Origin of the sequence: Rhizobium sp. HT1-10, assembly GCF_049472505.1 — a bacterium.
Lineage (GTDB): Bacteria > Pseudomonadota > Alphaproteobacteria > Rhizobiales > Rhizobiaceae > Rhizobium.
This window is the reverse complement of sequence record NZ_JBCEBQ010000007.1, coordinates 22181-36546: the sequence shown is the minus strand read 5'-3', so window position 1 is coordinate 36546 and position 14366 is coordinate 22181. Positions and strand designations below refer to the sequence as shown.

Sequence of the window (14366 nt, the reverse complement as noted above, 5' to 3'; positions counted from 1 at the left end):
TTACTCGAGGTCTGCGTCGATCCGTACTATCAAGCCGTCGGGGTTAATCGCAACTTTCAACATTCCGATTTCGTGGCCAAAATCTCCGGTGAAGTCGAGCCGGGCGACCGCAGTCCGGTCGTCTACCTGGTCGATCGAGAGGAGTTTGCTCGAGGTATTGTAGCCCAGGAAAAATCTATCGAGGTAGAGACGAACGCTGTCACTTCCCACGAAGTGTTCGCCGACCGAAACGTCAGCAATGACCGCATCGGGAGTCGACCTGAAACGGATAAATGAGCCGTAGGACGAGACCTTCCGCGCATGACGCGGAAGGTCTGGGTCTGATTTATTTGCGATTCATTTCACGCCCGCTAAATTGACTTGTGCTGTTGTGCGATCCGCGCAACTCTCGCGCCGTAGAGACGCCCGGTTTCAAGATCGCCGCGCGACATTTCCTCTGGTGCGGCATCGGCGTCCGACTGCGCCATCGGGCCGAGATAGGATCCCATTCGGTTCGCGTCATCTCGCTGCGACGACTTGGTGTTCGACGGCTTGATGGCGAGGCTCACCCACAAGCCACCATGCTGCCCGGCAAGGAGCGCGAAATATTGGAGGGTGTTGAGCTTGTCACCGTTGAGGCTGGCGCTGTTGGTAAAGCCACCAAAAAACTTGTCCTGCCATTTCGCGGAAAACCAAGGCTTCGAGGACGTGTCCGCGAACTTCTTAAACTGCCAGCTGGGTCCGCCCATGTAAGTTGGTGCGCCGAAGATGATGGCGTCGGCGGCATCGAGTGCCGCCCATCCATCCTCGGAAAGGTTGCCCTCAGCGTCGATGGGAAGGAGCGTCGCTCCGGCTCCATCGGCGACCGCCTCTGCCAGGCGGTGCGTATGGCCGTAGCCGGAATGATAAACGACAACGGTGTTCGAGGTTAGGTTGGTGGTCATGACTGGCTCCTTTGGCCGTGGTTTTGCGCCTCGCCGATGGAAGTCGGCGCGGTTCGACGTTTTGAATTTGGTTTTGAGACTGAGGGCTTTCCCGTCGAGGCTATGCGACCTGGATGAAGATCGCGATCAGCAGAAGCAGCAGGAAAATGGCTGGCGGCGGGATGTGACGAAAGGCACGTGCTCGAATGACAGAGAAGATCGCAGCGACCATGATGCAAACCCCGAGCGCGATGCCAATCGCGAATGTCGGGCGCATGACCAGAAGCACCGCCGTCATGAATTCAAGCAGTGCGGTGACCCAGCACCACCACCATGGAAATCCAAAGCGGACGAATTCTTCGCGGATCGGCTTGCGAGCGGTCGCGTTGACGACGCTGCCTATGAGGAAGGCCACAGCGGCCGCCAGCGTCGCGGCGTTACCAAGTGAAAGCGATATCAGGTTGGACATAGAGGGACCCTAACGGTGCAATCGTCGGCACGACGATAGCACTGAATATATTTCTAGCATTGCTAGATTGTCAACCGTTGCCATAAATAATTTAGATCGCTAAAGTCCACATCGACAGATCGAAGGTGAAGGAATGGGCATCAACGAGCGTAAAGAGCGCGAAAGAGCAGAGCGGGAGCAGCGTATTCTCTCCGCAGCACGGATGCTTGCTGAGCAGCATGGGTGGGCCTCGGTTACCGTCCGGCGCCTCGCCCAGGAGATAGAATACAGTCAGCCGGTCCTGTACGCCCATTTCGAGAACCGCGAGGCGATCGTCGGAGCCGTAGCGCTTGAGGGGTTCGGCGAACTCGGACCAGCTTTGCGCGCCTCCGTCCGCCGCGATGCAACTCCGGCGGAGGCTCTCCAAGATGTTGCCGCGGCCTATCTCGAATTCGCCTTCGAAAGGCCGGCCCTCTACGAAGCCATGTTTGTTCTCCCGAGCGGCCTTCGCTTCGCGAAGTCCGACACGCCGCAGGTCCTGCGCGGCACGTTCGGGGCCTTGATGGCGGTCGTCGAGCCGTTTTGTGCTGACTCTGAGGTCGCGACCGAAGCCTTTTGGGCTGCATTACACGGATTGGCTGAGCTCGAGCGCCATGGCCGCATCAGGCCAGCGTTCCGCAATGAACGGGTGAGGCGCCTTGTTGCGATGTTTGCGATGGCTAACTGACCGACCCGCACGACGCCATGGCGCGGAGGTAGGGAGTTGCCCATTGCAGCACCAGAACAGCGAATTTCAAGAACTCGGTGCTCATGCTGTGTCCGATATTGGCGCGAAGCGGCCATGGCAAGGGCGCTGAAATCTGGCGTGTCCGGCTCTACGCACAAGGCGAAGAGCCAGACTCCTAACTAAAGTGTTGTCGGCAGTCCTCGGCTCAGACCTGTGCCATGCCGCCGTCGACGAACACCTCGGCACCGGTCATGAAGCTGCTGTCGTCGCTGGCGAGGAACAACGCGACGGCGGCCGTCTCCTCCGGCTGGCCGATCCGGCCGAGCGGCGTCAGCGCGGCAAGGCCGGCGACGAGGGCTTTCTCCTCTTCGGGCGTGCTGGCGAGACCCTGGAGACCAGGCGTCAACGTCGCTCCCGGCGACAGCACGTTGACGCGGATACCGCTATCCTTGAGGTCGAGCGCCCAGCTTCGCGCGAAATTGCGGACCGCGGCCTTGCTGGCGCTGTAGACGCTGAACGCCGGCGTGCCTTTCGAGCCGGTGGTCGAGCCGGTGAGGATGATCGAGCCGCCGGCCTTCATCAGCGGCAGCGCCTTCTGCACGGTAAACAACGTGCCACGGACGTTGATGTCGAAGGTGCGGTCAAACTGCGCCTCGGTTATCGAGCCGAGGGGTGCCATATCGCCACCACCTGCATTGGCAAACAGGATGTCCAACCCACCCCGCTTTTCGCGTACGACCGCAAACAGCCTGTCGAGGTCGTCGAGGCTGGATATGTCGCTCTGAATGCCGGTGACAGCGCCGCCAATCTCGGCGACCGCCTTGTCAAGTTCGGCGCGGCGACGCCCGGTGATGAAGACATGCGCTCCCTCGGCGACGAAGCGCTTTGCGGCTGCCAGTCCTATGCCACTGTTGCCGCCGGTGATGACAGCCGTTTTACCCAAAAGCCTGTTCATGTGTGTCTCCAAAAATCGAACAATGCAGAGATAGACATGAACTATCACGGTCGCTAGTATGCACCTTTTGGTAAGTATCAGGTAAGTTCGATGACGAGCATGCGATTCAACTGCGGTCTTGACGTCGCTCTGTCGGTTGTCGGCGGCAAGTGGAAGCCGCTGATCCTGTTCCATCTTGCGAACGGGGCGCGGCGCTACGGAGAGCTGAAACGTGCGGTCGGCGGCGTGAGCGACAAGATGCTGATCCAGCAACTCAAGGAGTTGCAGGCTGATGGCGTCATTGATCGCCGCGACTATCAACAGGTGCCGCCCAAGGTCGACTATTCGCTGACGCCTTTCGGCATAACGCTGGCCGACGCGCTCGTACCGCTCTGTGCGTGGGGCACCGCACATGTCGTGAAGGTCGAGCAACTCATGGCCAGGCGAGTCGCCAATGAGGTGAATGTCAAGGCTGTTCCAGGGACGACTGCCTGACAAAGGGAGCGCGCGTCACTGAAGTCGGTGCGACAGCGCTGGGAATAAGCAATTTGCGCGGAGAGCCGTTGCTCGCAATGACTGGGCTTTCCTGCAATGGCGTGTCTGACCGAAGAGGCCACTCAGGCGATTACATCGTTGGGATTCCGCTCCCAAACCTCTGATAGTTTGTCTTAAAGCCAAAACATGACTGCTTCTGGCGCGCGCGGCCAACCGTCACGCGGTGACCCGTTTCCGATGTGGGTCCGGGCGTGCAGAGGCATGCTTTGCCCCGACGACCTTGACAAGCATCAGCACGTCTTCCGCCTTTACCGAAACGCAACTCCGCACAGCACGAAACGTGGGTCGACCCAGCTCGAGGCGCCTGCGCAAAATTCATCTTCCACAAAAGCGATATACGCGAGCGGGTTTCTCTTGTCGCCGACGCCACCCCTAGATCAACACCCGCTTCGCCCGGTTTGGAGTAATATTTTCCAAAGATTGGCCAAAGCCGCCATACCATGCCTCGCCCCGTCACCTCGCCCGGACTAATTTGCGGTGCTGTTCATCAACGCTGGGGTTTTCATGTTTCGATTTTTGACGCTGGGCGCCGCGCTGGCGGTCGTCCTTTCCGGTTCGGCTATGGCAGAGACGCCGGACAAGATCTTGAACGCGTCCTACGATGTCTCCCGCGAGCTTTTCGTCGCCGTCAACAAGGCGTTCGTGGCGAAGTACAAGGCCGATACAGGCCGCGACATCACCGTCAAGCAGTCCCACGCCGGATCCTCCGCGCAGGCACGCGCGGTGACTGAGGGGCTGCAGGCAGACGTCGTAACCTTCAACCAGGTGATCGACATCGATCATCTCGCCGAAAAGGGCGCCGTGTCTAAGGACTGGAAGCAGCAGTTTCCGAACGACGCCTCGCCTTTCTACTCCTTCCCGTCGTTCCTCGTTCGGGCCGGTAATCCGAAGAACATCAAGAACTGGGACGACTTGGTTCGCGATGATGTGAAGGTGGTGTTTCCGAACCCCAAGACCTCGGGCAACGCCCGCTACACCTATCTTGCGGCGGTGGCTTTCGCCAAGCAGGCCTATGGCAACGACGAGGCCAAGGTCGCGGCCTTTTCTAAAAAGCTGTTCAGCAACGTGCCGGTCTTCGACACCGGCGGCCGCGCCGCCACGACGACCTTCGTCGAACGCGGAATAGGGGACGTGCTGGTGACGTTCGAGGCTGAAACGCGGGGCATAGCCAAGCAGTTCGGCGCTGACAAGGTTGTGGCAGTAACGCCTTCCGTCAGCCTCCTGGCAGAGTTTCCGGTCGCCATCGTCAACAAGGTGGTCGATGAGCGCGGCTCACGCGACATCGCCAAGACCTATCTCGACTTCCTCTACACCAGCGAAGGCCAGCGCATTCTCGCCCAGAACGGCAACCGCGTGAATGACCCGGCAATCTCGACCGAGTTCAAGGCCGATTTCCCCGAGATCAAATTGCTGAAGGTCGAAGACGTCTTCGGTTCCTGGGACAAGGTGCAGAAGGACTATTTCGCCGATGGCGGGCTGCTCGACCAGTCCTTCCAGCACTGAGGATACCACCAACAGAAAACCCGCCGTGCGAGCGGCGGGTTTGTCGGAGATATCGAAGTCGGCCGATCAGGGAAGGATCTGCACGACCTTGCGGCTTGCGGGTTCGACGATTACTCGCTGATTGTTGACGATCGCATAGGCGAAGTCGACATTGTCCGGCACCGGTACCAAAACCACATGCAGCGAAAGCGCCTGGCCGACGACGAGGGGTTCCTCGACGAGCGCTGTTGAAACCGGATTGGGCTGCCCCTCGACAAACGACACCACCGCCTGCGGCGGCGCATCCGGCACATCTCCCGCAGAGACTTGATAAGCACTCGCGGCGTAGCCGGCCGTTGTCAGTATTGTAAGCGCAAGCGCGCCTGAGACTATCAGGGCCTTATTCATAAATGCTCTCCAAACGAGAATTGTCGCGGGCAGAATGATTGTGGAGGCATGTCCGTTCCGTGGGAGCGCTTGTGGAGGCATCACGCTTTGTGATGGTTGTTATGGGAGGTGAATGGGGGGACTGATCAAAATAGGCAAATCGCCATTCCAGTTCTTGCTTTATCAATCACCCATTGCCGACACCGGGCACAGCAAAGTACATGAAATAACGGGGATGAAGACTGCGATCATACCATAAGCGCGTATCATGTATGTTGAATTGATGTTCATCCTTTATGTAGTTGGTTTTCTGGCTCCACTGCCCGCCAACGGCTGGAAAGCCTTGGCTTTGCGCTTCCTGATCTGCCTCGGGATAGTTATCGGACTTTTTTATTGGACGAGCCGCCTCGATTTCCTCCTTACTCTTGTATTCTCAATTCCAGTGATCTGCTTCGGCGCGGGTGCATTGTCAGGGAGTGCCACTAGAGCAGTTCTCCTCGGGCTTCGATGGAAAGCCTCTACGGGTAAGGGAGTTCTAGTGATTTTAATCGGTGTACTGGCGTTACCTGCCGCCCGAGTAGCTGCTGGCCTATATGTGCAGTGGCAGTCACGTACCGCTTATGCTGCTCTGCCGACAGCAAGTACTCTTCCCATGATCCCGGCCTGTGACGTATTCCGGGAGACGGGGCCGCTAATCAAAACCGTCATGACCAGGCGCTCGAGCGAAACGCGGCCAGGGGCAATGCCGGCCCAGGACATCCAGATCCTCTATCCCGCCGCCTATAGGGAACCATTTCCGCCATCATATCCGCAACCTGACGAAAAATTGCCGTGGGTTAATTTCGAGATGTACATCTCAGACGCACAGCCCGCACCGATCAAGGACGAGAATGATGCCGATGGAAATATAATCCCGCTTGTAAAGCGGCGATCATCGATACTGTTCCACTTCCGGTCCCGCCCTCCAATCGCCAAAACAGCATTACTTTTGCTCAATATCACCCACGGTAAGTCCATTGAGCTTGAAGAGATGCCTGACATTAAGCTCGCTAACTCAACTTATCCTGGTTTGTCGCTTGTCGTCTCTCCGCAGCCGAACCCAACTTATCAGGAAACGAAGAGTTTTGTCTCCATGCATGAGGGGTTTATCGAGGAACTGGTCGAGTGTTCGGGAGCAGGAACATTTCCCCACTGTAGCTTCGCGCTGGACGAAAGCGGAATACCGATTGAAGGTACGTTTCCACAGACGAGCCTTTCCAAGTGGGCTAGCATCCCTGACAATATCAGGGCCTTCGCCAGTTGCAGTGTTGCGGCTGGCAAGAAAGATGCAGGTTGATGCCTCGCGTTTTCACGCGACAACCAGCCACACCAACACCTTGCCAGCCCAATTCACTTCACCCGCATATGGTTCCTCGTCGCAAGCTGCGTCGTCACCGCCTCGATCTCGACCGACACGCGCGTCTCGTCCCAGCCCCGCACCTCGGCCATGGCCGCTGCGATCCGTTGCAGGTCGAACAGCGTCAGCGATCCCGTGATGGCCAGCGTGGTGCGGCGCATGACGATGTCGGAGAGATGCTCGACGGCTTCGTTCTGAAGGATGAAGTCGATTTCCGCGAGGCTGTGATCCGTGGAGTGGGGCAGGCGGTCGCTGTCTGTCCATAGGCCGCGATGGCGGGCTATCTCTCGGGCCTTGGTGCCATAGCGCGTCAGAAGCTGGTCGAGACGGGCAATCTCGAGGCCGGTCTCGACGCTCTCCCGCTTCAGCCAGTCGGCCCGCGCCGAAGCCGTGGTCGGAAAGTCCTTGCCGCCGCCGATCGGCATGGCGCGGGTCGTCGTCTTGCGGCTGGCGCCGAGGCGCTTGACGATGGTGTCTGTGACCTCCTCGGCGAAGCCTCGAAACGTCGTCCACTTGCCGCCGATGAGAGAAATGATCGGGAAGGGGCGTGCCTGATCGGGCTCAGCGACCGGTGCGGAATGGTCGCGGCTGATGAGACCCGGGATCGAGGCGTTCGAAGCGGGCAGCGGCCGGATGCCGCTATAGGCATAGACGATCTGGCTGTGGTCGAAGGTCATGCCCGGCATCAGGCCGCGCACGCTGTTGATCATGTAGTCGATTTCCTTGGGATCGCAGACGACGCTATCCGGGTTGTCCGCCGGAATGTCGGTCGAGCCGACCAGCGCCAGGCCGAGATAGTCGTAGACCAGGCAGATGCGCCCATCGTCGGCTTCGAAATAGATCATCCGGCCGGCGAGGGCCTTGAGCAGTTCATCGTGCTTGAGAAGGATATGCGAGCCCTTGGTGCCGCCGATCATCTTCGATGGGACACCCAGCGCGGCGTTGACATGGTCGATCCAGGGGCCGGCAGCGTTGACGACCAGCTTCGGACGCACGGAGAATGCCGGGCCGCTCTCCGTCTGGAAGGTCAGCACGCCGTCACCGGCCGAGATCAGCGTCGTATAGTTGGCGGCAGCGGAGCGCGGATTGGCATCCAGTCCGTCGGTCACCAGTTCCAGCACCAGGCGCTCGGGGTGGCTGATCTTGGCGTCGTAATATGTGCCGGTGGCGACGATCGACTTTGTCATGGCGGGGATGTCGCGCAACGCCGCCTTCCGACCCACCAGCTTGTGGCGCGGCATGACCCGGTCGCGCGAGCCGTAATAGTCGTAGATGAAGAGACCGATCTTGATGAGGATGGCGCCGCGACTGCGCGGCGCACTGGTGGAGCCGAAGAGGGTGCGCAAGGCTGCCCAGATCCCCTTGGTCCAGGAAAAGATCGGGATGATCGTCGGCAGCGCCGTCACGCAATGGGGCGCGTTCTTCAAGAGGAGATTGCGCTCGAGCGTCGATTGCGCCACCAGCCCGAACTCCCCGGTTTCGAGATATTTGAGCCCGCCATGGATCAGCCTCGAGGGTGCGGCGCTGGTGCCGGAGCCGAAATCCGCTTTCTCGACGATCAGGCAGCGGACGCCTTGCGCGCTCAGATCGCGAAACAGGCCCGCGCCATTGATGCCGGCCCCGAGGATGACGACATCCACTTGCCCATCGGCAGCCAGGGTGGAGAGACGCTCGGCGAAGCCGGCAGACAAGGTTTCCGGCGAAGTCATGATGCCATCCCTACGATCTTCAGCCGGGCACCGGCCTGTTCAAGCTTTTGTGCCGTTGCATCCGCGATGCCGTCGGTCACCAGGACGGCGTCGAATGCCGTCAGGTCGTCGAAGAGATGCAGCGCCGATCGGTCGAATTTGGTATGATCGACGAGCAGCAGGCGGCGGCGGGAGGAGGCCATCATCGCCTGCTTCACCCGCACGACCTGCTGGTCCTGAATAAAGCCGGTCGTGCCTGATATGGCCGAGGTCGAGCAGATCAGGATGTCGGCGCGCAACCGCGATATGGCGTTCTCGGTCACCAAACCGATGAAGGCATTGTAGGTGCGGTGATACTGGCCGCCGAGACAAATGAAATCCATGTCCTCGACGTGGATCAGCAGTTCCGCGGTCGAGACGCTATTGGTGATCACGGTCAGCGGCTTGATCTCGGCCAGCAGCGGTGCGACCGCGCTGGCGGTGGTGGAATCATCGAGCATCACCACCTGGCCAGGCTCGACATAGTCCAAGGCCGCCCGCGCCAGCGCATCCTTCTCCGCGCGACCGACCGTCATGCGATAGCGGAAGGTGCTTTCATAGATGCCGGACGGCTGGACGGTGACGGCTCCGTGCAGCTTACGCAGCACGCCCTGCTGCGCCAATTGCTCGATATGCCGGTGGATCGTCATCCGCGAGACGCCGAAATGCTCGACCAGATCGTCGATGCGAACTTGCCCGCACTTGATCACGTAATTGGCGATTTCCTCGCGCCGCTCGTCCGCCTTGATCATCCGGCGCCGCCTGTCGGCATGCCAAGGCGCTCGATCGCCGGCCATTCGGGCTTGAGAACCTCCGCAAGGCGCGAATAAAGCGCAAACCGTTCCTCGTAGGAAGCGTTGCGGGCCGCATCCGGGCGATAGGTGCTGCTTGCGCCGCCAAGGGTCAGTTGCGGCTGCTGCGGCGAGGTGTAGAGGCCGATGGCCGTACCGGCGCAGAGCGCCGCCCCGAAGGCAGCCGGCTCATCCGTCGCCGTCACGGTGACCGGCATGTTGAGAATGTCTGCGAACATCTGGGCAAAGGCCGGATTGCGCGATGCGCCTCCCGTCAGCCGCACCTCGCTGAACGCAAAGCCATCGCGCAGGGCATCGACATGGGTGCGATGATTGAAGGCAATTCCCTCCAGCACTGCCTTCAGCATATCGCCGCGGTCGTGCCAGCCATGCAGGCCGAGGAAGCTGCCGCTCGCCATGTTGCCGTAGGGCGAGCCAAACAGATAGGGATGGAACATTATTGTGGACGGCCGCTTCAGCGCCGCGTCGATCTCTGTCGCCAGAAGGGCATGGATCGACCCACCGGCAGCTGTCGCGCCCTCCTGGTCGCTGCGGCAAAACGTATCCAGGAACCAATCATAGTTGGCGGCCGAGGCCGGCGAAATTGCCATGGCGTTCCATTGGCCGGGCGCAATGGCGTTGCGACAGAACCAGCGCCGGTCGGTGAGGGGCTCTGCCGACACGACCTCGTTGATGGAATAGGTGCCGGCGACAACGCTGATGACGCCCTCGACATGGCCGCCGATACCAAGCGCCGAGGCCGTGACGTCGTGAAGACCGCAAGCAACCGGCGTCCCCTCGACAAGGCCCGTCAGCTTTGCCGCCTCGGCCGTGACATGGCCGACGATCTCCGCTGGGTCGGCTATCGGCGGCAGGGTGTTCCACAGGCTCTCCAGCCCATAGATCCGTAAGGCCGCAGGTGAATATTGCTGGCTGTTGACCTCTGTGAAGGAGGTGCTCGCCTCCGTCCTATCCGTTCCGATGGTGCCGCTGAGGCAAAAGCGCAGCCAGTCCTTGCAGGCAAGGATATGACCGATGCGACCGAACCGATCCGGATCGTTTTCCTTCAGCCAAGCAAGCAGCGCCGAGGGTGCGGAGGCATGGGGCACCTGGCCCGTGAGCGCAAGCGCCTCATCGAAGAGCGACCCCTCCGACCAGCGGTCGACAATACCGCCGGCGCGGCTATCGAGGGAAAGGATGCCCGGGCCGAGCGGCTTTTGATCGCGATCGAGCAAATAGATGCCATCGCCATGAGCCGTGGCGGCCACCGCTTTGATATCGCTTGCCGGCCGGCCGCAAAGGACGATCGCTTCCGCGATTGCCTCGGCCGTCGCCTGCCAGAGGCCCGGCATGTCGCGCTCGACGAACCGAGCCCGCGGGATCGATTGCGGCACGCGACGACGCGCCACGGCAAGCTGCGTGCCGTCGATATCGAAGATGACCGCCTTCGTCACCGTCAGGCCGTTGTCGATCCCTAGCAGGCTGGGCATGATCCTCGCTCCCTCTTCATGACCCCTCGTGCAGGAGTGTCATTGGGACGCTCGAACCGCACATCATACAAAGTCGACCGAACATAGAAAAATGGTAACTTCACGTCAAGTAACGTTACGTTTGGCGACGCGCGAAAGGCGGCTGTCGCCAGACCGAATGTCGGTCGGGTGCCGGTCTCTAGCGGTTCTGGGGATCGTAGCGCTTCAGTGCCGAGGCATGATTGGGGCCGCGCGTCGGGGCGACGACGACATTGATGCCCTTGTCGCGCATGCGGGCGATGTGAACGGGCGGGGTACCATCGTCGACGATGACAATGTCGAAGTCGGTGAGCGGCGAGAATACATGCAAGGCCCGGCGATCGAATTTCGTGTTGTCGGCAAGCAGGATGCGTGTCGAGGCGGAATCGAACATGGCCCGCTTGGTATCGACCATCTCGAGGAACTGGTGGAAGACGATATCGTCGGTTATCGCCGACATCGACATGAACAGGGTATCGGCGCGCAACTGCGAAATCTCATGCGTCGTCATCCGGCCCATGAAGGCGTTGCACCAGTTATAATACTGGCCACCGAGGCCAAGCAGCGTCAGGTCGCGGACACCCTTGAGGTCGTTCATCAGCGTCAGCGAATTGGTGATGACGGTCAGCGGCACGGCCGAGGGAAGGAACTGTGCCATCTGCAGGACGGTGGTCGAATCGTCGAAGAAAATCGCCTGGCCCGGCTCGACAAAGCGCATGGCAGCAAGCGCGAGCGCGCGTTTCTCCACGGATTGGCGGCTCGATCGATAGACATCGCTGGATTCGATCAGGCTGGTCGGTGCAGCCGAGGCGATGCCGCGCGTCTTGCGCAGGATGCCGCGACTGACGAGTTCGTCGAGATCGCGGTGGGCCGTCATCAGACTGATGCCGTAGCGCTCCGCCAGGTCCTCGATCCGCACCGAGCCTTCGGCCATGACGGCCTCGGTCATCGACTGGCGTCGGGCGAGCTGACGCGCGAGCCTCGTATCGCTCGGAACCTGCTCCTGCATCAGGGGATTGCCGGTGGTGTCGCCGGCATCGTCATGATCACTCATTGCCATCGCCCGTCTCCGCAACGAAGGAAACAACAAGCGGCGACGGCGCGTTCGACGCCTTCCCGCGTTTCATCCATCGTTCCTGTAGAATCCGAAGTCCATGTCATCAGGATCGGCCCGACCGGCGAGAGTTCGATAGGGCGGTTGCCTGCCCCGGCACCACTCCTTCATGACGCGAAGCGGGCTCCGCTACAAATGGTAAAGTGTCGGAAGTAGTCTACCGACAGGCCTGCGATGTGGACAACATCAGCCGGCTCAGGGATAGCCCCCTAAAATAAAAGGGGATTGGCCGCAAAGGCCAACCCCCTGATGTCATTACTCAGACAGGGTGAACGGCGCCGTGTACTTGGCGATGTTGTCCTTGTTGATGATCAGGCAATCGAAGAGCTGCTTCTCGGTGTCGACACCGGTCTTGCCCGTCTTGAGGAAGGCGTCTGCCTGTTCGACGGCCTTGGCCGAGAACACGGCAACTGGCTGCAGGACAGTGTACTGCAGATCGCCGGCCTTGATGGCGGCAACAGCATCAGGCGAACCGTCGAAGCCGCCGACCTTGATGCCCTTGAGCTTGCCGGCTTCCTTCAGCGCAGCGATCGCGCCGAGAGCCATTTCGTCGTTGCCGCTGATGACGCCGGTGATATCCGGATGCGCCTGGAGCAGGTTCTGCATCTTGTCGTGGCCCTGGGTACGGTCCCAGTTGCCGACGTCGGAGCCGACCTTTTCGAGGTCCGGATACTGCGTCAGCACGGTTTCGTAACCGTTGGAACGGGTTGCAGCGTTGTTGTCGGAAGGCGCGCCGAGCAGTTCGACGTATTTGCCCTTGTCGCCAACGGACTTGATCCATTCCTGCGCGCCGAGAGCAGCGCCCTGGGCGTTGTTCGAGACGAGCTGTGCCTTGGCGAGACCGGCCTGGTTGATTTCAGCGTTGACCAGGAACACCGGAATGTTCGCGGCAACAGCCTTCTTGACGGCGCCGACCGAACCGCTGGCGTTGGCCGGGTCGAGGATGATGGCGACGGACTTGTTGGTGATCGCGGTGTCGATCAGGTTGCTCTCTGTGTTGGTGTCACCCTTGTGGGCGCCGACATTCGAGGTGTAGCCGAGCTTCTTGGCTTCGGCCGCAGCAACGTTGCCTTCGGTCAGCCAGTAGGGGTTGGCCGGGTCGTTGACGATGATCGAGATCAGGCCGTCGGCGAAGGCCGAGGTCGAAGATGCAGCCATAAGCGGTCCGGCCAGAACGACGGCCGACAGCATGAGAAGTCTTGTCTTGTTGAACATGTGAACTTTCCTCCTTGGTTGATGGTAGTGCCCGGTTACCCGGTAGTCTTCTCGGCTGCGGAACAAGCCTTCACGCTTTACCTCCCAGTTGCGGAGAAGTGGTCTGGCCGCCTGTCGAGACAGGTTTCTTGGCGCGGCGGCTATACTGGATGGCATTGAGCAACACCGCGAGCACGATGACCGCGCCGGTGAAAACCGTCTGCCAGTAAGAGGAGATGCCGATGATCACCAGACCGTCGGACAGGAAGCCAATGACGAAGGCGCCGAGCAGCGTCCCGCGAATGTTGCCGCGGCCACCGGTGAGCGCAGCACCACCGATGACGACAGCGGCAATCGCCGTCAGCTCGTAGGACGTGCCAGCGGTCGGGCCGGCCGATGTCAGCTGCGAGGAAAGGATCAGACCGGCGATCGAGGCACAGACGCCCGACAGCACGTAAACCAGGATCTGCACCCGCTTGACCGGAACGCCGGACAGTTCGGCGGCGCGCTCGTTACCGCCGGAAGCGTAGAGCCAGCGGCCAAAGGCCGAGCGGTTCAGCATCACGCTGACCAGGAAGGCGATGACAACGAGCACAATGACGCCGAGCGGCACGCCGGCAAGCCGGTTGAAGCCGAGCCAGTCGAAGCCGGTGTTGCCAAGCTCAGGCTTGCCGCCGAGGTTGTTGTAGGTGAGGCCGTTGGTCATCAGCAAGGCAACGCCGCGCACCATGTACATGACGCCGAGGGTTGCCACGAAGGCCGGAACCTTGAAGCGGGCAATCAGCACGCCGTTGACGAGGCCGACCAGGGCGCCGAGGCAGCAGGCCAGCACCGCGACCACCCAGACCGGCGGAAACAGGATGACGCCGAACACCTTCAGCGACACGCCCTGCATCATGAAGCCGGCGATGCAGCCGGACAGGCCGAGCGTCGAGCCGACCGACAGATCGATGCCGCCGTTAAGGATGACCAGCAGCATGCCGACCGCCAGGATGCCGAAGATGGCGACGTGCGAGGCCATTGTCAGGAAGTTGGCGGTGGAGAAATAGTAGGGCGAGAGCATCGAAAAGACGACGATGATGATGATCAGCGCAAAGAATGCGCGCCCCTCGAGCAGCAACCTGCCGAGATCGAAGCCGCCGCTGAACAGGCCAGGCTTGGTGGTGGTGCGGGATGGACCAGCTACGCTCATGGTCATGGC

14 protein-coding genes are annotated in these 14366 nt (G+C 60.6%); 4 read left to right on the top strand and 10 right to left on the bottom strand.

All coding sequences use genetic code 11. The features are described from left to right. Positions 1–350 precede the first annotated feature (350 nt). On the bottom strand, positions 351–923 hold the full coding sequence (locus VH564_RS17415) for a flavodoxin family protein (RefSeq protein ID WP_423341125.1): 573 nt from the start codon (positions 921–923) through the stop codon (positions 351–353). 100 nt (positions 924–1023) lie between these two features. After that, entirely contained in the window at positions 1024–1371 is a 348-nt protein-coding gene (locus VH564_RS17410) for a DoxX family protein (RefSeq protein WP_423341124.1), read from the bottom strand. 133 nt (positions 1372–1504) lie between these two features. Between VH564_RS17410 and VH564_RS17405 the strand changes: the two genes are divergently transcribed. After that, a complete protein-coding gene (locus VH564_RS17405) occupies positions 1505–2077 on the top strand; it encodes a TetR/AcrR family transcriptional regulator (protein WP_423341123.1) in 573 nt (190 codons plus the stop codon). A gap of 205 nt (positions 2078–2282) precedes the next feature. Here VH564_RS17405 and VH564_RS17400 read toward each other — a convergent pair whose 3' ends face one another. Then, positions 2283–3032: an SDR family NAD(P)-dependent oxidoreductase gene (locus VH564_RS17400; RefSeq protein ID WP_423341122.1), complete on the bottom strand. Its 750-nt coding sequence runs from the start codon at positions 3030–3032 to the stop codon at positions 2283–2285. Between the two features lie 90 nt (positions 3033–3122). On the opposite strand from VH564_RS17400, the gene VH564_RS17395 reads away from it, so the two are divergent. Both VH564_RS17395 and VH564_RS17390 read left to right on the top strand, forming a co-directional pair. Beyond that, positions 3123–3506, top strand: coding sequence for a winged helix-turn-helix transcriptional regulator (locus VH564_RS17395; protein WP_423341121.1), 384 nt, complete (start codon positions 3123–3125; stop codon positions 3504–3506). Positions 3507–4070: 564 nt separating this feature from the next. Continuing rightward, positions 4071–5069, top strand: a complete 999-nt coding sequence (locus VH564_RS17390; RefSeq protein WP_423341120.1) for a sulfate ABC transporter substrate-binding protein — start codon at positions 4071–4073, stop codon at positions 5067–5069. 66 nt (positions 5070–5135) lie between these two features. On the opposite strand, the gene VH564_RS17385 is transcribed toward VH564_RS17390, so the two are convergent. After that, positions 5136–5456, bottom strand: a complete 321-nt coding sequence (locus VH564_RS17385; protein WP_423341119.1) for a DUF1236 domain-containing protein — start codon at positions 5454–5456, stop codon at positions 5136–5138. A 247-nt stretch (positions 5457–5703) separates the two neighbouring features. Between VH564_RS17385 and VH564_RS17380 the strand changes: the two genes are divergently transcribed. Next, the gene (locus VH564_RS17380) at positions 5704–6771 is read left to right on the top strand and encodes a hypothetical protein (protein ID WP_423341118.1); all 1068 of its coding nucleotides are present in this window, start codon (positions 5704–5706) and stop codon (positions 6769–6771) included. Positions 6772–6824: 53 nt separating this feature from the next. Here VH564_RS17380 and VH564_RS17375 read toward each other — a convergent pair whose 3' ends face one another. From VH564_RS17375 to VH564_RS17350, 6 genes are all read right to left on the bottom strand, one after another. Continuing rightward, positions 6825–8540 (bottom strand): FAD-dependent oxidoreductase, encoded by a 1716-nt coding sequence (locus tag VH564_RS17375; RefSeq protein ID WP_423341117.1) that lies wholly within the window; start codon positions 8538–8540, stop codon positions 6825–6827. Continuing rightward, a complete protein-coding gene (locus tag VH564_RS17370; RefSeq protein ID WP_423341116.1) occupies positions 8537–9310 on the bottom strand; it encodes a DeoR/GlpR family DNA-binding transcription regulator in 774 nt (257 codons plus the stop codon). Before VH564_RS17370 ends, VH564_RS17375 begins: the two co-directional genes overlap by 4 nt. Continuing rightward, a complete protein-coding gene (locus tag VH564_RS17365; protein WP_423341115.1) occupies positions 9307–10839 on the bottom strand; it encodes an FGGY-family carbohydrate kinase in 1533 nt (510 codons plus the stop codon). The genes VH564_RS17370 and VH564_RS17365 overlap by 4 nt, the downstream gene beginning before the upstream one ends. A 178-nt stretch (positions 10840–11017) precedes the next feature. Continuing rightward, positions 11018–11917 carry a DeoR/GlpR family DNA-binding transcription regulator gene (locus tag VH564_RS17360; RefSeq protein WP_423341114.1) on the bottom strand — a complete coding sequence of 300 codons (900 nt, stop codon included), beginning with the start codon at positions 11915–11917 and terminating at the stop codon, positions 11018–11020. 309 nt (positions 11918–12226) lie between these two features. Beyond that, positions 12227–13186: a D-ribose ABC transporter substrate-binding protein gene (locus VH564_RS17355; RefSeq protein ID WP_423341113.1), complete on the bottom strand. Its 960-nt coding sequence runs from the start codon at positions 13184–13186 to the stop codon at positions 12227–12229. A gap of 70 nt (positions 13187–13256) precedes the next feature. After that, a complete protein-coding gene (locus tag VH564_RS17350) occupies positions 13257–14357 on the bottom strand; it encodes an ABC transporter permease (protein ID WP_423341112.1) in 1101 nt (366 codons plus the stop codon). Between the last annotated feature and the right edge of the window lie 9 nt (positions 14358–14366).

Coding starts and splice junctions, on each gene's coding strand:
- VH564_RS17415 (WP_423341125.1), bottom strand. CDS start 923: ATGACCACCAACCTAACCTCGAACACCGTTGTCGTTTATCATTCCGGC.
- VH564_RS17410 (WP_423341124.1), bottom strand. CDS start 1,371: ATGTCCAACCTGATATCGCTTTCACTTGGTAACGCCGCGACGCTGGCG.
- VH564_RS17405 (WP_423341123.1), top strand. CDS start 1,505: ATGGGCATCAACGAGCGTAAAGAGCGCGAAAGAGCAGAGCGGGAGCAG.
- VH564_RS17400 (WP_423341122.1), bottom strand. CDS start 3,032: ATGAACAGGCTTTTGGGTAAAACGGCTGTCATCACCGGCGGCAACAGT.
- VH564_RS17395 (WP_423341121.1), top strand. CDS start 3,123: ATGACGAGCATGCGATTCAACTGCGGTCTTGACGTCGCTCTGTCGGTT.
- VH564_RS17390 (WP_423341120.1), top strand. CDS start 4,071: ATGTTTCGATTTTTGACGCTGGGCGCCGCGCTGGCGGTCGTCCTTTCC.
- VH564_RS17385 (WP_423341119.1), bottom strand. CDS start 5,456: ATGAATAAGGCCCTGATAGTCTCAGGCGCGCTTGCGCTTACAATACTG.
- VH564_RS17380 (WP_423341118.1), top strand. CDS start 5,704: ATGTATGTTGAATTGATGTTCATCCTTTATGTAGTTGGTTTTCTGGCT.
- VH564_RS17375 (WP_423341117.1), bottom strand. CDS start 8,540: ATGACTTCGCCGGAAACCTTGTCTGCCGGCTTCGCCGAGCGTCTCTCC.
- VH564_RS17370 (WP_423341116.1), bottom strand. CDS start 9,310: ATGATCAAGGCGGACGAGCGGCGCGAGGAAATCGCCAATTACGTGATC.
- VH564_RS17365 (WP_423341115.1), bottom strand. CDS start 10,839: ATGCCCAGCCTGCTAGGGATCGACAACGGCCTGACGGTGACGAAGGCG.
- VH564_RS17360 (WP_423341114.1), bottom strand. CDS start 11,917: ATGGCAATGAGTGATCATGACGATGCCGGCGACACCACCGGCAATCCC.
- VH564_RS17355 (WP_423341113.1), bottom strand. CDS start 13,186: ATGTTCAACAAGACAAGACTTCTCATGCTGTCGGCCGTCGTTCTGGCC.
- VH564_RS17350 (WP_423341112.1), bottom strand. CDS start 14,357: ATGAGCGTAGCTGGTCCATCCCGCACCACCACCAAGCCTGGCCTGTTC.